Origin of the sequence: Paenibacillus algorifonticola (genome assembly GCF_050481745.1) — a bacterium.
Classification (GTDB): Bacteria; Bacillota; Bacilli; order Paenibacillales; family Paenibacillaceae; genus Pristimantibacillus; species Pristimantibacillus algorifonticola_A.
In genome coordinates, this window is sequence record NZ_JBCNGR010000008.1 from 505285 (window position 1) to 524989 (window position 19705).

17 protein-coding genes are annotated in these 19705 nt (G+C 48.8%); 1 reads left to right on the forward strand and 16 read right to left on the reverse strand.

From position 1 onward, the window contains the following. Positions 1-22: 22 nt before the first annotated feature. The 13 genes from ABEW34_RS09835 to ABEW34_RS09895 all read right to left on the reverse strand — a co-directional run bounded on the left by ABEW34_RS09835 (position 23) and on the right by ABEW34_RS09895 (position 14327). Positions 23-1186 carry an MFS transporter gene (locus tag ABEW34_RS09835; protein ID WP_430157648.1) on the reverse strand — a complete coding sequence of 388 codons (1164 nt, stop codon included), beginning with the start codon at positions 1184-1186 and terminating at the stop codon, positions 23-25. An 11-nt stretch (positions 1187-1197) separates the two neighbouring features. Beyond that, entirely contained in the window at positions 1198-2073 is an 876-nt protein-coding gene (locus ABEW34_RS09840) for a carbohydrate ABC transporter permease (RefSeq protein ID WP_430157650.1), read from the reverse strand. Between the two features lie 26 nt (positions 2074-2099). Beyond that, positions 2100-3002, reverse strand: a complete 903-nt coding sequence (locus tag ABEW34_RS09845) for an ABC transporter permease (RefSeq protein ID WP_430157652.1) — start codon at positions 3000-3002, stop codon at positions 2100-2102. A 150-nt stretch (positions 3003-3152) separates the two neighbouring features. Continuing rightward, the gene (locus ABEW34_RS09850) at positions 3153-4751 is read right to left on the reverse strand and encodes an extracellular solute-binding protein (RefSeq protein WP_430157654.1); all 1599 of its coding nucleotides are present in this window, start codon (positions 4749-4751) and stop codon (positions 3153-3155) included. 385 nt (positions 4752-5136) lie between these two features. Continuing rightward, complete coding sequence (locus tag ABEW34_RS09855) at positions 5137-7407, reverse strand: helix-turn-helix domain-containing protein (protein ID WP_430157657.1); 2271 nt, start codon at positions 7405-7407, stop codon at positions 5137-5139. Between the two features lie 303 nt (positions 7408-7710). After that, complete coding sequence (locus ABEW34_RS09860) at positions 7711-8367, reverse strand: urease accessory protein UreH (protein ID WP_430157659.1); 657 nt, start codon at positions 8365-8367, stop codon at positions 7711-7713. Between the two features lie 33 nt (positions 8368-8400). Continuing rightward, positions 8401-9240: an urease accessory protein UreD gene (locus ABEW34_RS09865; protein WP_430157662.1), complete on the reverse strand. Its 840-nt coding sequence runs from the start codon at positions 9238-9240 to the stop codon at positions 8401-8403. Beyond that, positions 9233-9949 carry an urease accessory protein UreG gene (gene ureG, locus ABEW34_RS09870; protein ID WP_430157663.1) on the reverse strand — a complete coding sequence of 239 codons (717 nt, stop codon included), beginning with the start codon at positions 9947-9949 and terminating at the stop codon, positions 9233-9235. The genes ABEW34_RS09865 and ureG overlap by 8 nt, the downstream gene beginning before the upstream one ends. Before the next feature lie 59 nt (positions 9950-10008). Next, entirely contained in the window at positions 10009-10731 is a 723-nt protein-coding gene (locus ABEW34_RS09875) for an urease accessory protein UreF (RefSeq protein ID WP_430157666.1), read from the reverse strand. A 27-nt stretch (positions 10732-10758) separates the two neighbouring features. Next, complete coding sequence (gene ureC, locus ABEW34_RS09880) at positions 10759-12789, reverse strand: urease subunit alpha (protein ID WP_430157669.1); 2031 nt, start codon at positions 12787-12789, stop codon at positions 10759-10761. Further along, complete coding sequence (locus ABEW34_RS09885; protein WP_430157672.1) at positions 12786-13112, reverse strand: urease subunit gamma; 327 nt, start codon at positions 13110-13112, stop codon at positions 12786-12788. The genes ureC and ABEW34_RS09885 overlap by 4 nt, the downstream gene beginning before the upstream one ends. Before the next feature lie 207 nt (positions 13113-13319). After that, positions 13320-13697: an ester cyclase gene (locus ABEW34_RS09890; protein WP_430157674.1), complete on the reverse strand. Its 378-nt coding sequence runs from the start codon at positions 13695-13697 to the stop codon at positions 13320-13322. A gap of 45 nt (positions 13698-13742) precedes the next feature. Further along, positions 13743-14327 carry a TetR/AcrR family transcriptional regulator gene (locus ABEW34_RS09895; protein ID WP_430157677.1) on the reverse strand — a complete coding sequence of 195 codons (585 nt, stop codon included), beginning with the start codon at positions 14325-14327 and terminating at the stop codon, positions 13743-13745. A 201-nt stretch (positions 14328-14528) separates the two neighbouring features. On the opposite strand from ABEW34_RS09895, the gene ABEW34_RS09900 reads away from it, so the two are divergent. Further along, complete coding sequence (locus ABEW34_RS09900) at positions 14529-15773, forward strand: MFS transporter (protein ID WP_430157680.1); 1245 nt, start codon at positions 14529-14531, stop codon at positions 15771-15773. Between the two features lie 561 nt (positions 15774-16334). On the opposite strand, the gene ABEW34_RS09905 is transcribed toward ABEW34_RS09900, so the two are convergent. The 3 genes from ABEW34_RS09905 to ABEW34_RS09915 form a co-directional block, all read right to left on the reverse strand. Then, positions 16335-17354, reverse strand: a complete 1020-nt coding sequence (locus ABEW34_RS09905) for a Leu/Phe/Val dehydrogenase (protein ID WP_430158562.1) — start codon at positions 17352-17354, stop codon at positions 16335-16337. 316 nt (positions 17355-17670) lie between these two features. Continuing rightward, on the reverse strand, positions 17671-17895 hold the full coding sequence (locus ABEW34_RS09910) for a DoxX family protein (RefSeq protein ID WP_430158564.1): 225 nt from the start codon (positions 17893-17895) through the stop codon (positions 17671-17673). Positions 17896-17925: 30 nt separating this feature from the next. Then, positions 17926-19587: a helix-turn-helix domain-containing protein gene (locus tag ABEW34_RS09915; RefSeq protein WP_430157683.1), complete on the reverse strand. Its 1662-nt coding sequence runs from the start codon at positions 19585-19587 to the stop codon at positions 17926-17928. Positions 19588-19705: the final 118 nt, after the last annotated feature.

Sequence of the window (19705 nt, forward strand, 5' to 3'; positions counted from 1 at the left end):
CCGCCCGGTTTTTATGCCTTAATTAATGCCCAGGCACAGAACGGCTTCTTTTATTAACGCCATGTAACAGCAACAAGCCCATTATAGCACTGACCGTGCATGCCAGATACATCAATTGTGCGCCGCCTTCATTGTATAAAAATCCATTAAGCAGGTTGCCAATAATGCCGCCGAGCCCGACAAAAACCATATTAAATACACTTTGCCCGGTCGCCTGCATTTCCTTGCCCGACACGTTTGCTACATACTCGACCGCTGCAACATAAAAGAGTCCGAACGACAAGCCATGCAACGCTTGGATGCCGATCATGACAGGCGGATACGGAAACAGCCATTGCACAGCCCAGCGCAGCGCATAAGCAAAAGCGGCAATGACGAGCGTTCGTTCCTTGCCAAGCCTCGCAATAATTTTAGCTGCAAGCAGCATCGAGGGCACATTGGTCATCGAAGCGAGCAGCAGCGCAAAGCCGACCATGGAGAAGCTTCCGCCTGCCTCTTGAAAGGAAAGCACAAAAAAAGAGTTGTAAGCGGTCAGCGTCTGATTGACAAAAAAGCAGGCCACAAGAAACCATAGGAAATTGCGGTTGCTGAGCAATTTTTTGAACCCTTCGGTTAAGCTCACCGTCGCTTGGTAACTATCCGATTTATTCGAGAGCGTCAGCACCATGGCCACTCCAGCCGCACTGAATATAAAAAACGGCAGCCACAGCTGGGTAATGTAAAAATAAGATAAATACAAGCCGCCCGCATAACCGCCAAGCGCCGTGCCTAAACTCCCCAGGCTGCGAATCGTCCCATAGGAGGTGCGCCCTTCGCGGGCAGCGGTAACGGCATAGGAATCGGCGATTGGGCTTTGCGTCACGCTGAAAATAATCGACGTTGTATACACGATGACAAGCAGCGCAAATAGTTGAACATTATAAAAGTAAGCGAGCAGCGCAGGCATCCCAATGCTGCATACAAGCACTAGCTTCGTCTGGCGGTAACGGTCCACCATGTAGCCCCAGAACGGCTGAACGATGATGGACAGCAGCGTGCCAAGCGACATCATCATGCCTACCTGACCCGCGGACATGCCTTGATGAACGAGCAGCGTCGTTAAATAAGGATTGAACAAACCGCCAGCAAGCCCTGTAAACAAGTATAAGGCTCGCAGCTTGAGCAGCATTTTTTTCGCGTCATTCATGATGAGGTTGATTATCCTTTCACTGCTCCAAGCATGACGCCGCTGACAAAATAACGCTGCAGCCATGGGTATACGAGCAAAATCGGAACCGTAGCAAAAATAACACTCGCTGATTTCAAGCTTTCCGGCGTAATTTTTGGTCCACCGCTGTTGCCCTCAAGGCTGGACAGCTCAGAAACCATATTGTTCTGAATCATTTGATACAGCTTGAGCTGAATCGGATACAGCTCCGGCTTGGATATATACATGAGCGTATCCTGAAAGCCATTCCAGCGCCCGACGGCGTAAAAGAGGCAAAGCGTCGCCATAACGGGGAGAGAAAGCGGCAATATGATGCGCATCAGCGTTCCAAAATGCGAGCTGCCGTCGATTTCAGCCGCTTCCTCCAAGCTTTGTGGAATGCCATTAAAGAAAGAAATCAGAATAATCAGATAAAATGGGCTAATCAGACCCGGCAGGACAAGCGCCCATACCGTATTGAGCAAATTCAAGTCACGCACGAGGATATATTCGGGAATGATGCCGCCTGTGAAAAACATTGTGATGACGATTAGAATCATAAACAGCTTGCGTCCTTTAAGCTGCGATTTCGTTAACGGATAGGCGGCCACAATTGTCATCGCCATACAGAGCGCAGCGCACAGCGCCGTAAGAAATACAGTAAAGCCTAACGACCGAATCATCGTCATATCCGAAAAAACCTTGCCATACGCATCCCAGTTGAACCCGACGGGGAAGAGGGTGACCTTGCCCGACGTAATCGCTAGGTTGGAGCTGAGCGACACCGCAATAATATGCAGAAACGGCAATATACAAACGACAACTGCCAAGGCAAGCAAAACCATATTTACCGTGTCAAATACGCGGTTAGCCGTACGTTCATTCATGAATCCTCCGCACCTTTCTGCAAGAGCTATAATATGCTCTCATCTGTTAGTTTTTTAGATGCATAATTGGCGCCAAGGACGAAGATGAGTCCCACTACCGCCTGGAATAAACCGACGACGGTCGCCAGCGTATATTCGCCAGACTGAATACCAACGCGGTAAACGAAGGTGCTGAGCACATCCGAATATTCGCGAACGGCCAAATTGCCTATAATATACGGCCGTTCAAAGCCTATTGTAATCATATTGCCTAGATTGATAATGAGGAGCGTGACAATTGTCGTTTTGAGGCCCGGAAGGGTAATATGCCAAATCCGTTTGAAGCGCCCTGCTCCATCAACCTCCGCTGCTTCGAATAGCTCGCGGTTGATGCCCGTCAATGCGGCCAAATATAAAATCGTTCCCCAGCCTGCGCTTTGCCACACGCCGGTTGCCAAATACGTCACGAGCCAATCCTTTTTATCCGTTAGAAACGGAATCGCATCAAAGCCAAGCGAGCTTAATACATTGTTAATCATGCCGGATTGCGTGCCAAATACTTGATAAACTATGCCGCCTATAATGACCCATGAGATGAAATGGGGAATATACAAAATCGTTTGCGATATTTTTTTGAACCAAACCCATTTCGCTTCATACAGCATGATCGCTAAAATTAATGGAGCCGGGAAGGAGACGATTAAATCCAAAATATTCAGCATTAACGTATTGCGAAGCGTCAAATAAAAATCCTTCATTTTGAAAACTTCTACAAAAGCATCAAATCCAATCCATTCACTGCCCGAAATGCCTTGAAACAGGTTGAAATCCTTGAATGCGATTTGCACGCCCCACATCGGTCCATATTTGAACACCAGAAAATAAAGGAGCGGAAGTGAAATCAGCGCGTAAAGCTGCCAATACCTGCGAAAATAAATGTTTGTGCTCAATGTTGTTCGCCCCTTCTTTCATTTACAGTTGGCGCAGAGGGAGAACCGCCTATATCGATTCAGTTCGGCTCCCCACTGTCCTCCTGTCTTTTACTTGCTGCTAGTTTGCTAGCTTGCCTGCCTAGTCTATTATCTAAAACGTAAGCTGCTTTACTTCGCTTCTGTATAAGCTTTCGTACGCTCGTCCATTACTTCCTTGCCGCCACGGGACATGTAATCTTCCAATGCCGTATCAAAGATGCTGTCAAATTTATCTGGGGAAGCCATCGTTGTTTTTACGATCATTTCATCAAGCTTGCTTTCAAGCGAAGTGCCGTATTTCGTTTTACTCTCGATCGGACGGGCAAATTTGACCGGGGCGATCGTATCCGTATCGGCAAATTCCATCGATTGGCGAACGCCTTCTTGATATTTCGTCGGCATCCCGTAAATAAAGGCTTCTTTATTTTTCTCGTCATCGCCTGCGATTCTGCCATTAGCTACGATGACAATATCGCCGAGGTTATAAATTCTGTCTTTCGCTTCCTGCGACGCATTTTCCAGTACGACTGGAATGCCATCCTTCAGCTCGTAGTTTTCGCCTACAACGCCGTTTTGCATATCGATCAGCACATTGGTCGAGGACATCCAATCCAAATATTTAACCGCTTCTACAGCATGCTTGCTTGATTTAGGAATCATGATGTAAAGGCCGTTGGAAGCATATTCAGGCTTTGCATGCAGTCCTTCCGCATTCGTATACGTATCGATTGGAGCGAGAACCGCTTTCGGATTGTTCGCCTGCAGGTTCTCATACGCCGCATCGTTATAATAAATGTTGTCGTAGTCATCGCTGAACATGCCGATTTTGCCGCTTTGAATATCCTGTGTGAGCTGCTTCTTATCTTGATCCAGTCCAAAATCCTTACTCATCAGTCCTTCGTTATACAGCTTGTTCATAAAACGCAAGCCTTCCTTGAAGCCCGGCAGCACTGGCAAATAATCGCGGTTGGCGAGCTGCTCATCCGTTGTCAGGCTGTTTTGCGGCTGAACGAATGACCACAGCAATGGCTCCAGCTGTCCAGGCTCAATGGTCATGCCGAGCGGAATGACGCTGCCTCCCGTTTGACCCGGGTCCTTCTCTTTAAACGCTTTAAGCGTTTCGTAAAGCTCGTCTGTCGTCGCCGGCATCGGCATGCCAAGCGCATCCAGCCAATCTTGGCGAATCCATGAGGAATATCTAGCCGTGATCGTTCTTTTGCCCGGAATAGCAAATTGTTTGCCTTCTACTTGTCCATACTCAAGCGTATCGTCGCCCAGAAACGTCTTAAGATTTTGTCCATGCTCATTTAATAAGTCCGTCAAATCGGTGAGGCCCCCTTGCTCGGCATACCGTTCGAATGTCGCTTGATCATACGTAAATACGATATCCGGCACATCATCGCCGCTTGCCATCAGCACATTCAGCTTGGCAATTTCCTCTGAACGGGGAATCGGTACGAATTGAACATCAATGTTGCTCGTTTTACTGAAGTTGTCCTTCACGTAACGGGTTAAGTAGCTGTCCGTAATCGTGTAGCCCTGCGGCGTATTGCCGCGGTCAAAAATTTCTACTTTTAATGAAGAAGCTGCTGTGCCGCCTACATTTGAGCTTGAGCTTGCGCCAGGCGTTTCCCCGCCTCCGTTTGAACAGCCCGTAACCAATACAGTTAATGCGAACGTACCCGCCATCCATTTTCTGATCGCCATTTTACTTTTGCTACGCTTCATTTGTTCACAGCCCCTTTTTGTTTGGTTTGCTTCGTCTATTGAGGTAAGCTTTCCTGACCTCTCATTGACGATGCCGCTTGTGGAGATGAGCCAAGTATGACACTATGATAGGAAATCTGACAATGAACAGAATTCCACCCCAAAAATCAGGTGGAAAATCGTCGCAAGCTACGTATTTCCGTCGATGTGACGCTATTCCTGTAAACATACCTTTTTCCGATTCACTTGAATTGGCCATCCAAGGTGAAACGGCTGTCGCCATCCTCTGGCGGTGCAGCGTGTTTCAGTCCGAGAAATATAAGCCTATTTATACGTGTGAAACTTATACATTCTTATATTTAAAAAAGCCCCCGAATTTGTTCGGGAGCCACCTTCTAGCTTCAGCTTATTCACTTGTATGCTCTGGCTTCATTTCGTATTTTCTATAGTCTCCCGGCGTGACACCGACAATCCTTTTAAACACCCGTCCGAAGGTAACGGCATTAGCGTAGCCGACCTGCAAGGCGATTTGCTGGATAACCTCATCGGTTTGGCTCAGCAAATTTTGGGCATGCACAATTCGAAGCTGCGCCAAAAAATCAACGAATTTTGTATGAAACTCTTCCTTGAACAAATGGCTCGCATATTTCGCAGATACTTGGAAGCGATCGCTCAATATCGTAAGGGACAGATCCGGATTCGTGTAATGCTCTTCAATGTAAGCTTTCATCTCACTAATCATCGCCCGGTAGCTTTTATTTTCATTTGTCGACACATATACTCGGTAAACCTCATTCATCATTTCCAGCAGCAAAGCTTCCATTTCGGGCAGACGCTGCGCTTTATCCAGCTCTGCCCGCCACAGCTGCGCCTGCTGTCCGACGAAATAATCCTTCAGATTGTCAGAGAGGTCCATCAGCTCTCTGCCCAGCATTTGGCGCAGCCAATGGATGAGCATACGAATGTCATGATCCGCAAGCAGCTCGGAGCCGACCATTTGAAACAGCGTATGCACCTGCTCCCGCCATCCCTGATTGGTCAAGCGAAACATTTTGACGATGCCAGCCATAATCGGGAAATATTTATAAGACTCCATATGCGGCTGCAGCGGCACATCCGAGCCAAACACCATTTCATTCTCACCTAGCGACAATACATATTGCAGTGCCGATCCTGCAGATTGGTAAGATTCCTTTAAGCTTAAGCTGTCGTCCAAATGCGCCACAATGCCGATGCCGAACTTCATCGTCAGCTCGAATTGGCTCGCGGCCCACTGGTGAGAGCTCCTGACAGCTAATCGCAGCCTGTCTTTGAAACCTTCTTCAGCATCTTCTACATCCTCTGCGGCACCACTTGTAAAAATAATGCCCAACTGGCTGCTGCTTATCCATTCCGCCCAGCTATCCAGTTCTCTTTCCCGTGCCAGCTCCTGAAAAAGGTTCATGAGCGTCAAACGGAACGTTTGCTGGTCCTGATGGGAGAAATCGCCGTAGGAGGCGTCAAAATCATGCATTTCCGCAATGACGACTGCGGCATGCACGACATGCTCTGAAGCTTGCAGCACGGCTAAGGAGCGGCATTTTTCAACGCGATCCCCTTGAGCATGGCCTTCGATTAAATCGATAAAAAACTGCCGCCTGCGTATAAGCAAATTCTCATGATGCTGCTGCTCATAATCTGCGGTCTGCTGGATAAGCTGCTCCAGCGCATGGTCGATTAACGCCAGCTCATCCCTGGTCGTGACATCGGAGGAGCGCGCCGGAAGCGCCTGAATACGGCTCATCATCACCTGAATGGGCTTATAGTTTTTGCGCGTAATATAAATGATGTAGAGGACGGCTAACAACAAGGTAGCCAGCCCAATAATAATCCATACATAAGAAATGACGGATACCCAGGCGAACAGCTGACCCGCGCGGAGGCCGCTGCTGAACGTCCAGCCCAGCTTTGGAGATACTAGCGTCGTTAACACATTGCCTTTCTCGTCAATACTCCCCGTTCCTAAATTACCTTTCGGAAAAATAGTTTCGCCTTCCTTGCCCGTTACATGAAGAAAGGAAACGTTGCTGCGCGTCATATCATCTATCATCCGGCCTAAAGGATAGGCGCCCAAATTAATGACCAAAACCCCCTCCTCGCCGAACGGAAGCGGCAATCGTTTATGCATGCTGATCACGTCCTCCGGTTTATCGGACTCCAGCAGCTTAAAGGAGCGAATTTGCGACCAGCCCTGAAAAGCCGGTTCATCCAGCGCCTGCTCCAAATAAGCGCGATCAGCAAACACCTCTTGCGTCGTAAACCCATATTTACTGACGATTCGCTGATCGGACAGACGGTATATATAAATGGAATCCAGCAGTTCATTGTTGCTTTCCATGACCCATAGCTTTTTGGCTAGCTCCATAAATTCGGGACTGCCCTTCTCCACATCACCCGCGAGAAATTGACCGTAAATCGGATCATTTTCCATTTGGCGCAAAATTTCCATCTCCACTTGATTGAGCGCCCTGTCCAAGCTATCTACCACATAGGAAGTGGAAATGCGGCCCGCCTTCTCGGTTTCGTTCCGTGAAATCTCATTCACAATGAGGAAGGATAGGAAAATGACAATAGATATCGTCAAGATGAAAATCGGAAAATAAGAAAAAAGCAATCTGCGATACCAATTTCTCGACATAAACCTCACTCCAAATCTGACAGTATCGAAATTGGCGTGTAATTACTCATAACAAACGCCATTCAATGATAGCTTTCCTAACATTGTAACAGATATATCGAGAAAACAAAGCTTAATTCAAAAAATGCTGGCAGGAAAACCCTTACATTTACTATAGATATGAACGGTTTAGATGGACAAAGAAAAAAAGAGAATGCCTCGGAGCTTTGGTCAGCCCCTCACATCCCCTTTTAGTCGCACCGCTTACTTCAACTATGATGGCTCCTTTAATCGAATTAGGAATTTACGGTTGGCGAATATGGGCTATACCCATAATTCAAACAATCCCTCATTCACGCCGAGATTATACATATAATACAACCCAAATACAGCGCTAACGACGCCGGTTGCCCCGATTAGGACGCGATTCAGCTTGAAGCGGCTGGAAGAAAGAATAAACGGAATGCTGATGAAGGTAGTAAAGCATAACATGCCGATTACCGTACCAACGCCAAATACGACGATATAGATCAGCCCTTCGCTAATACTGTTCACTGTACTCATCGTCAGAACGACCATCGCTCCGCTGCCAGCGAGGCCATGAATGAAGCCAATCAGCAAAGATTTACGATAGGAGCCATGAAAATGCTGACTATCCTTCGCACCCGCAATCGCACGCCTGTTTCTAAGCGAAATAATCGTATTTACGCCCAGCACAACGATCATGACACCGACAAGAAATTCTAGCGACATCGCCCATTTTTCCGTCATCTCGCTTCTCATGGCCATGAGGATAAACCCGACAATAAACAGCGTCAGCGAATGTCCGATCCCCCAAAATACGCCGGAGAAAGCGGATTTGACAATATGCTTGCTTTTAATCGCAATCGTAGATACCGCAATGACATGATCCGGCTCAAGCGCATGCTTGATGCCCAGCAGAAACCCGATAGCCAGTACAGAGAGTATACCTGCATCCATTTCATAACCCCCTGTTTTTAATTTCTATTCCCACTACTTGCGCAGCTGAAAAGCATCCATTCCTAGCAGCAGCGGGCGCAGCTCGCTCCAAATGACATGGAACAGCGCCTCAAGCGCTGCCCCGCTATTGCCAAGACAGCGCACGACTAGGCCATTCGCCTCCAAGAGCGACACGCCGCCGTAAATCTCCTGCCCCGATCTACTACTATTTGACGGCTTCACATTCGAATAACTGTCCAGTACACGCCGCACCGCATCCACATGCTCTGCCGTAATCTTTTCAGATAAACACCAAAAATTTCCAAAATGAGAATAACCCCCGAGCACCGATTGGGGCGGAAACTTCGGAGGCTCCAGCCTTAATGGGTCCCATACGACAAGCCGATCCTCCCAATATATCGCCAGCTCGCTGTGCAGCATCTCGTATTCGAATGTTTCACCGTAGCCTGCACGGCCAGGCGTAATGATCTCGCTCAGCAAAAACTGCGCCCCCCGCTGCAGACGAACTTCCGTATTCCCTCTATAGCGGACATCCTTATAAGGAACGAGCGGCCCAGGAAAATATTCCAGCACAGCATCTTTCCCCACTCGAAAAAGATTGCTCTGTCCGCTCGTCGCCTCGCCCATTCCCGGATGCAGCTTGCATGATGACTGTGTCGTAAGCAGCAGATGTGCGTTTTCCCCTACTAGGCAATCCAGCTCCTGAACATCTCCGCCGAACAGGCCGGGAGACGATTCCATTAAATAAATAATCATCTCGCCGGACGGCCCTTTGAACGGGCGGGTAATTTTCAGTGGTGCTTGATGAGCCGAATAGCTCAAAACATTTTTTCCATGAATATAATCAATTTCACCCTGCCATCGGCTATGCATGGTCGTGATGATGCTCGTGATGGTGGTGATGCGTATGGTTATGCTTTAGTGCAGGACAAGCTGCAATAATCCATTCCACAACTTTAGCGGCACTTTCTTCGCTTTTGAGATTTGTCATTACAAATGGACGATCACCGCGCATCCGCTTGGAATCCTCGCTCATCACCTCAAGGCTGGCGCCTACATAGGGAGCGAGGTCAATTTTATTAATGACGAGCAGATCGGAGCGGGTAATGCCCGGCCCGCCTTTGCGCGGAATTTTCTCGCCTTGGGCAACATCAATGATGTAGATAAACATATCGACCAGCTCTGGGCTGAATGCTGCCGCCAAATTATCGCCGCCGCTTTCAATGAACAGCAGATCCAGATCGCTGAAACGCTCCTCCAGATCCTCGACCGCTTCCATATTCATCGATACATCCTCGCGTACAGCCGTATGCGGGCAGCCTCCTGTTTCCACCCCAATGATGCGCTCCTGCGGCAGAACGCCTGTTTTGGTCAATATGACCGCGTCCTCTTTCGTATAGATATCGTTGGTAATAATACCAATGCTGTAGTCCGGATACATGATTTCGCTGATTTTCTCCAGCAGCGCTGTTTTCCCCGAGCCGACAGGTCCGCCTACTCCGATACGAAGCGCTCTTCCTCCTTGAAACGGTGTGCTGTTCCAGCTGTCATGGGCATGGCTATGATTTGCTCCTCCACACATATGCTCATCTCTCCTTCAACTTTTTTAATTGCTAACGCGGCGGCTAGCTTCATCCACCATTAAGACATAAACAAGCGGGAATACAGGCTTTCATGGCGCATAGCTGCAATTTCCTGCATGACGTTCGCGGTATACATCTCGCTTGGCAAAAGCGGCTCCGCCGTTATTGCCGCCGCCTCACGCTCCAGAAGCGGAAACAAGGCGGTCATTATTTTTTGGCCGTCCGTCTGGCCAAGACTCCACATTCGAATTAAATTTTGCAGCATGCTGTTAACCGTCTGATATAAAAAGCTCAGCACCGCCATATGTGGCGTCAGCTGCAAAAACGCGCAAATCCAGCCATGAACGATCGCCGCGTTCGCGTCCCCGCGTTCATGCTTGATCCAAGCCGCATAATCGCCCAGCAGCGATTCGGGGTATACCGCCTGTACGGTATGCAAATACCGTTTGCCGATTTTGCTTGCCCCTTCTCTGGACTCCCGCGCAAGGCGCGTGCCCGTCATCCTGCGCGATAAATCCAGCAGCTTCGACTTTATCTTTTCCTGTTCCTGCTTCCCAGACTGCTGCAAGTAGGCTGGCACCCATATGGCGCTCCAATACGCGCCAGTGCCTTCAATAGGGGAAACGGTGCCTTGAATATAACCTTCCATCCACGCCAAAAAATCGGGAATCGTGCGAATTCGCTCCTCCTGCACATACGTTTCTAGGCCAAAGGAATGGGAAAATGCCCCTGTCGGAAAAGCCGAGTCTACTAATTGTGCCACCTGCAAAAAAGACATCATCCTTGGCTTCTCCCTCCAAGCGAGCTTCTAAAATAAGTAGTAACGCTGCGCCATCGGAAGCACGCTCAGTGGCTCACAGATCGCCTGCTCGCCATCGACCAGCACCTCGTACGTATCTGGATTAACGGTAATATCCGGCGTTAAGTCATTAAGCAGCATATCGCGTTTGCCAATTGTGCGGCAGCCCGATACAGGCAGCACATGCTTTCCAAGGCCCAACTGCTGCTTAATTCCAGCTTCAGCTGCTGCTTTCGATACAAAGGTAATACAGCTGCTGTATTTCGCCTTGCCATGCGCTCCGAACATGAGCCGTCCGATTTTGGGCTCCGGTGTTGGAATCGAGGCATTAGGATCGCCCATAATTGCAAAGGCAGGCATTCCGCCCTTCAGCACCAGTTCCGGCTTCGTCCCGAAAAATGCCGGCTTCCACAAAACGAGATCCGCCCATTTCCCCGCTTCTACCGAGCCTACATATTCCGAAATGCCATGTGCAATCGCTGGATTAATCGTATATTTAGCTACAAACCGCTTTACCCTGCTGTTGTCATTGGCACTCGCTTCTCCCGCCCCACCATCCCCAGCCAATGGGCCGCGCTGGCGCTTCATTTTATCAGCCGTCTGCCACGTACGGGAAATGACCTCTCCCACTCGGCCCATCGCCTGTGAATCAGAGCTAATAATGCTAAGCGCCCCCAAATCATGCAAAATATCTTCCGCTGCAATCGTTTCAGGACGTATGCGTGAGTCAGCGAAAGCGACATCCTCAGGAATGTTGCGATCAAGATGATGACAAACCATCAGCATATCCAAATGCTCTTCGATCGTATTAATCGTAAAAGGCTTTGTTGGGTTCGTCGAAGACGGAATGACGTTCGGATGGCCTGCGAGTGTAATAATATCTGGCGCATGGCCGCCGCCCGCCCCTTCGGTGTGGTACGTATGAATCGTCCGTCCATTAATGGCTTTAATCGTCTCTTCCACAAAGCCCGCTTCATTCAGCGTATCGGTATGAATCGCTACCTGGACGTCCATTTCATCCGCGACTGTGAGCGCCGCGTCGATAACAGCTGGCGTTGAGCCCCAATCCTCATGAATTTTAAGACCAATCGCTCCCGCCGCTACTTGCTCGCGCAGCGTATCCAGACCGGATGAGTTGCCTTTGCCAAGAAAACCGATATTCATCGGGTATTCCTCAGCCGCCTCCAGCATGCGATGAATATGCCAGCTGCCCGGTGTACAGGTCGTCGCTTTCGTTCCCTCTGCCGGACCCGTTCCTCCGCCAATCATCGTCGTTACACCCGAAGACAGCGCCGTTTCGATTTGCTGCGGGCAAATAAAATGAATATGTGTATCGATTCCCCCCGCAGTAATAAGCTTCCCTTCTCCGGCAATGACCTCTGTGGAAGCGCCTACGATGAGCTCAGGATGAACGCCCTCCATCGTATCCGGGTTGCCCGCCTTGCCGATAGCGACGATTTTTCCATCCTTGATGCCAATGTCACCCTTCACAATACCGGCGTAATCAATAATGACGGCATTCGTAATAACCGTATCGAGCACCTTCTCATCCCGAGTGCGAAAGGCTGACTGCCCCATGCCATCTCGCAGCACCTTGCCTCCGCCGAACTTGCATTCATCGCCATAATGGGCATAATCGCGTTCAATTTCTATAAACAGCTCTGTATCAGCGAGCCTCACCCGGTCTCCTATCGTCGGCCCAAACATGCTGATATAGGCTTCTCTAGAAATCGGCAAACCCACCTGCTTATCCTCACCCTCTGTGCTTAACGGTGCGGCCGCTCCGCCATAAGCTACGAGCTGAACCGGCTTTTCCTCGCCTGGCTCGAAGCGTACAGCCGTGCCTGATGGAATATTGAGGCGAAAGCCTTCTGCTGTCGCACGGTCAAAATCCAGCTTCGGATTCACCTGCGCAAATGGAAAATGCGACCCGACCTGAATCGGACGATCACCACGGTTCATTACTAATACGTCTCTCACTATGCGGCCTGTATTTTGCCAAACAACATGCTGCTTCGGAACTACCTCGCCGGGGATCATTGTTCACTCCCCTTCCTTCGCGGAACAATGGGGTCATGAATCGTAACTAGCTTCGTTCCATCTGGAAAAGTGGCCTCGACCTGCACCTCATGAATCATCGACGAGATACCCTCCATTACATCCTCCTCGGCAAGAATGGTACGCCCGTAACTCATAAGCTCAGCTACCGTCTTCCCGTCCCTTGCACCTTCCATAATCTCATAAGTAATAATGGCAACGGCCTCGGGATAATTAAGACGCAGGCCGCGAGCTTGCCTTCTCCGTGCCAAATCAGCCGCCAGCACGATAAACAGCTTTTCCTTCTCTCTCTCCAGCAAATACATAGCTACACTCCCTTTATAGCATCATCTTCATCATGTTGTATAAACTACAAAGTTCTTGTCATATATACTAACATGAAAATCCTTATTTTTGGATATTTTGTTTAAAAAAATAAATATTTCGTCCGAACGCCAGCAGGCCTCATATAAAAAGAAGCCTCCAGCTCCACGAGATCCGTGGTTCTGAAAGCTTTTTTTGCGCCATCTAACTCATGGCCTAGCAATCTTAATTGGAATAATAAGCTGCATAATGACGCTAAACGTACTGCCGTTAACATTTAACTTAAAGTTTAGCATTTTGCTCCAATTGAACACGAATGCCCTCACGATCGATTTGAATCCAATATTCGACGATTTATTCCAGCGCACGTAAACCTGATCATCCTGCACTAAAAATTGTTCAACCGTTAACGTAAACTCCCCATATATTTGCATCATTTCGCGGACATGAGCTGCATAATTCGCTGGCGACCGCTCTACCGTTACTTCCTTTTCCGATTGAACCTGATGGGCCAATACGCGTTCCGCCATTACTCCATATACCGCATCAAGCTCCTTGCCTGAACGGACCTTTTCAAAAAAAATCACGTACAACCTGCGCAGCCGACATCCTCATCCTACTTTTCCTACTGGTTATGAATCTAGCAAACTCAATATCATATTCATGCTATTGTCAACAAAAGAACGATCTGGGCGGGCTTTCATCAAAACCGTAAGTCCTATAAGCGACACAACCAGCGTTTGGGCCAACCCCTTGGCGTTGATATTGGAAGCAAGCTCGCCCGTACTAATACCTCGTTCAATCGTCTCCTCAAAAATAACAGAGAGATACATCTGATGCTCCCTCGTCAAAATTTCAAATTTCTCATCATGAGGGGACAGCTCCACCATCGTATTGAGGCAAAAGCACCCCATACTTGGCCCTTCCCGGTATTCTTTATTCAGCTTTTGCTCAAAAAAAGCACGAAACGCTTCTTTAACCGAAGCCTTCTTCTGCAGGCTCGTACGTACATGAGCAGCATGTTCCCTTGTATATTTTCGCAGAGCAGCTTCAAACAGTGACTTCTTATCACCAAAAGCCGCATAAATACTCGGACGCTGAATTCCCATCGCCCCAGTCAAATCACTTAAAGAAGTCGCTTCAAAGCCCTTCTCCCAAAAAATCTGCAGCGCCGCATCCAATGCCTGCTCCTCATTAAATTCGCGTAATCGGGCCATAGCAACCTCCAATTAAATAACGATCGGTATTCTATTATATTAAAATCAAACAGGCACATTGTCAATGTATAAGCATTCAAAACTTGACAAGTGTACGGTTTTAAAATTATAGTAATCAAGCATAATTATGTACTGATCAGTATTTTATATTAGGCAATGAACAGCCCTCACAAAACCGAATCCACGAAGGAGTTATTTTTGATGATGAAAAAAAGAACACCGTCTGCGAACCTCGACGCCGCAGCCGTACTGGGTGAGTCCAAAGAAAGCCCCGTTCCGGCTTTATCGCGAAAAAAAGCGTTATTATTCGCCTTCTCCTGCGGACTTGCCGTAGCGAATATTTATTTTGCCCAGCCCTTGCTGGATACTATTTCGGGCGAGCTGGGCATAGCCGCCTCCTCGATAGGTGCGGTCATTACTGTTACCCAAATTTGCTATGCGCTTGGATTACTGTTGCTGGTACCGCTTGGCGATTTAATAAATCGCCGCACACTTATTGCCACGCAAATGCTGCTATCCGTCATCGCCTTGCTCGTCGTAGGCTTCTCAACAAGCTCGTCTGTACTGTTTGCTGGCATTGCCATTGTCGGACTGCTTGCTGTCGTCACCCAAACCTTGGTCGCATTCGCAGCGGCGCTAGCTTCACCTGCTGAACGTGGGCAAATCGTTGGAGTTGTAACGAGCGGCATCGTGTTGGGTATTTTGCTTGCTCGCACCTTTGCCGGCATTTTGACAGACATCGCTGGTTGGCGCTCTGTATATTTAGCTTCTGCCGCCCTTACTCTTATGATGGCCGTCGCGCTGTACCGCATATTGCCACGTGATGAGCGGCAGCGTGACAGCCTATCGTACTGGCAGCTGCTGCGCTCTGTAATCGCCTTATTCGCGGAAGAACGGGTGCTTCGCGTCCGTGCTGTGCTAGCACTGCTCATTTTTGCCGCCTTCAGCATATTGTGGACGTCTTTGGTACTGCCGCTTAGCGCTCCGCCCTTCTCACTTTCGCACACCGCTATTGGCGCCTTCGGTCTAGCCGGCGCGGCCGGAGCTTTAGCCGCAGCAAAAGCAGGACGGCTTGCTGACCGTGGCTTTGGCCAACGAACAACAGGCATCGCGCTTGCGCTGCTGCTTATTTCCTGGCTGGCCATTCGTTATGCCGACCAATCTCTTTTTCCATTAATAATAGGGATTATCTTGCTGGATTTAGCCGTACAGGCCGTACATGTCACCAATCAGGGCATGATCCTTAGCGTTCGACCAGAGGCGCGCAGCAGACTGACTGCAGGTTATATGGTGTTTTATTCCATCGGCAGCGCAGCTGGCTCTATTGCTTCTACCAGCATTTACGCTTATGCAGGCTGGAGCGGCGTATGCTGGCTAGGAGCAGGCGTTAGCGCCATAGCGCTGCTATTTTGGGCGGCAACCCGCTTGCCCAAAGCTGCTGCCTAGCTCTCCATTTTTTCAACGGTGCATCCGCCAATTGTATTGGGGGTTCCATTGCTTTAGGCCGTTATCCCCTTAGCTCAGAAAAAAATATCGGCGCACCATTTGACACACCGTTTCTGAGCTAAGGGGATAACTTAGCAAAGCGCAAAAAACAGCATCAGCGTTTCGCATGAACGATAAAATTGCGGCGGAAAGACGCACGATGTAAACAGTATGATTTGTCCGCAATAGCGTCGCGATAAAACCTTTAATGCGAATCCAGTCGTTTCAATTCAGTGTTTCAAATACATTGGAATAGCTGATGCGAACAAGCCAATAATTCCCCGGGAAATAAAGGATGATATTACGGCTATCGTAAGAAGCTTGAGGATAACTTTAAACATGTTAAAACTCAGTTTTCCCAGTGATTAACTTTAAATTCTTACCCGGATCAACACAAAGCAGCCACTTTTGGAATAATGAGCAGCATATGTGCCAAATAGGGAGGCGGCATTGGCATTAGTGCAACCTGGATAAGCTTACTTGGTGGTTGCAATTCTCCATTGCGTTAGCAGAATTTCACCACTAAACAGAGTCCCGGTGTTTATTTATCCGCATCTCCGCAAGCCGATCTGCTGCACGGAAGGAAGGAATTTGCTGCTCTTTCGATAGTTCAAAAATACGCTGGAGCTGGCTGTAAATTCCCTCTACCTTGCTGAGCACCCGCTCCCTGTTATAGCCATACAATTCGTCAGCCACATTCATTAATCCGCCGGAGTTGACGACGTAGTCTGGAGCATATAATATGCCTTGGGCAGTTAGCTGATCGCCATGCTTTTCTTCCTTCAGCTGATTATTGGCAGCACCAGCAACCACTTTCGCCTTAAGCAGCGGAAGCGTGTCATCATTAATAATTCCACCCATCGCGCATGGTGCAAAAATATCGCATTCGACGCCATAAATATCATCCACGCCGACCATTATTGCCCCAAACTCAAGCACTGCACGCTCTGCATTTGCTTGCACGATATCGGTCACAATCAGCTTTGCGCCCGCTTCATGCAAATAGCGGCATAAATGATAGGCAACGCTGCCTATACCCTGTACCGCAATCGTTTTTCCCTTCAGTTCCGTTGATCCAAAAGTTTCAAGGGCAGATGCCCGGATGCCATGAAATACACCTAGTGCCGTAAAAGGTGAAGGATTCCCCCCGCTACCAAACTTAGGCGATACTCCTGTAACGAACTTCGTCTTCTGACGAATAAAATCCATATCTTCCACATTCGTCCCTACATCCTCCGCCGTGATGTATCGGCCGTTCAATGTTCCAATGAATCGTCCAAACGCATGAAACAGCTCCTCGCTTTTATCCGTCAGGGGGTTGCCGATAATGACTGCCTTGCCCCCTCCCAGATTAAGCCCTGCAACGGACGATTTATAGGTCATGCCTCGCGCAAGCCTGACGGCATCGTGGACGGCAGCCTCCTCCGTTGCATAGGGATACATGCGAGTACCGCCAAGCGCCGGTCCAAGCGTCGTATCATGAATAGCGATTATCGCCTTTAAGCCCGATTTGTGATCATAACCAAAAACGAGCTGCTCCATCCCATATTGCTCCAACCGCTCAAAATACAAAACACCCACTCCTATCCCCTTCAAATAATGTCAGATATAATAACAGGCTTTAATCGTTTTAGAATATCCCTCTCGATAATCTATTCTTCAAAGCTATGATTTGACTCATCAGCATGCCTAGCCAGCCATGCAAGTTTTACTAGACGGTTTGCCTTCGATGAACCGCCCTTATAGATGAGCTGCAAACTAAAACAGCCTTATTTTCTCGGCGACCCGGAACCGTAATCGTTCCGAACGCGAGCAAATAAGGCTGTTTAGGCAAGCAGCTTCTCACCCAGTTCCTTTTCTATTTCTGAAAAGGAATTAATTTGCGCACCTGCTCATTCCGCAGCCAAATGCCACCCCAAGCAAGCACAGCAAGATATACAGGAAATAATGTGTTGCTCAGCAATGGTGCATCCAAGCGCAGATGCGTCGCGATAACCCCGCCGAAATAGCCAGTCAGCAGCACAACGCCGAGGAAAGACGTACGCGGCAGCGCATACAAGATCGAGGAAATGAGTGCAAGCACGCCCAAAATGACAATATGATGCTCCTACTGCTACGGCAAGCGGAAAATTCGCGGCAGCGCGGGTAAAAGCCTGTCCCTTGTAATGGGATCATCGAAATTCCATTTGGCCTCCGTTACATAAACCCGGCTGCTGTCTAACGACTGCCAATACGCGCTTTTTGTAATGCGCGCCGCCTCGGTTCTAGAACGCTCGCTCTCCCCTACTAATAAAAATAGGCGGTCAGCATGATATTCACTCATTTGCTCCAGAGCAATCGCTTGGAAAAGAATTCCCTCTCCAATTAATTGCTTCACTTTGTCTGCTGGCTCAAACGCCATCGGATGGTAAAGCGTCAAGGCGATGCCTCTCATGCCCATGACATATAAATCGCCATCTACCAGAACGAAAATAGCTGCCGTTTCCCTCTCCTTGGTATGTATATTCAAATACCGCCACATTTCCCCAGCTTTGCGCTCATAGCGTTCAATCCATTGCTTCGCCTGCTCTTCCTTTCCGAACAGCTCCGCCACTTGCATGAGCCGACTATAGGTCGGCTGCAAGCGATCAATGGATACGGTTGGTGCTATTTTGGACAGCTCCTCCATTCGATCCTGACGAAAGCTGCTGTAGAGAATCAAATCCGGGCATAGCGCCTTCACCTTGCCGAGCTCCCCCAGCAAGCCAATATCTGAAATATTTTTCAGCTCATTGCGATAAACGACCTTTCTGCCAATGACCGCCATGTCCGCTCCTACAGGCCTAATGCCCAGAGATAGCAATTCGCCAAGCACATAACCAACTACAACGACTCGTGAAAAAGGGCTAACGTCCTGCTTAATCGTTGGATGGCTGACGCCGCGAGTTTTAGCATATTGCTTCGGAGTCAGCCCCATGGCATGCCGGAACCTGCGGGCAAAATAATATTCATCCTTGAACCCTGCCTGGCGGGCAATAACACGCAAAGGATCATTCGTTAGCAGCAGCAGTTCCTTCGCCCGATTCAAGCGAAGCTCCGTCAAATAATCGAGCGGCTTTTTGCCCGTCAGGGTTTGGAACAATGCGCTATATTGCCAGCGGGCTACACCAGACATTTTCGACAGCTGCTCCACGGTCATCTCCTCCCGGTAATGCTCTACCATATAAGCGATGCTTTCCTGAACGGCCAGCTTAGCATCCGAAGAGGAACGTGAAGCTTGCACATGCTCCATCAGCAACACAAGAAGCTCCTGCAGCCTAATCTGCTGCTTGATTTGGTCCACTTGCTTGCAGCCTTGATGATTTGCAGCCCCCTCAGCAGTTTGCTCCAGCAAATCAACGAGCCGGGCCATCGCGGTCACATCAATTCTCGTCTCGTAGGGCAAGGTTAAGCCTATTTCTTGCGCTGGTTCCCGTTCTCCCACTCGATGAGCATCGAAAGCAATCACATATACCGCTCCCTGATGATCGCCTGTCTCACTTCCTTCCACTTGCGCCTTTGCTCCAGGAGCAAGAAGAAAGCACGCCCCTTTTTCGGCATAAATAGAGTGGCCCTCCAGATGGAGCCTGCCCCCGCTTTGAGCAAAAGCAATGAGGCGATGTCCTTCGCTTTCTAATGAATGGATCGGCCAATCAAACGTACAATCTACTATGTTAACAGACGTAAGAATATACAAGTAAGGCGGCGATAGGGAAGCTGATGTTTCACCAGGTTCTAACAAGGGATGTTCATCCATTGGCGGTTCCCCTTCTCTTCATAATTGTATTAGTATATCGGAATATACATGGGCTATCAAGAAACATCCGCGCCCGCTCTTCATTTTGTCCAATAAAAAAACAGACATTTCTCTATTG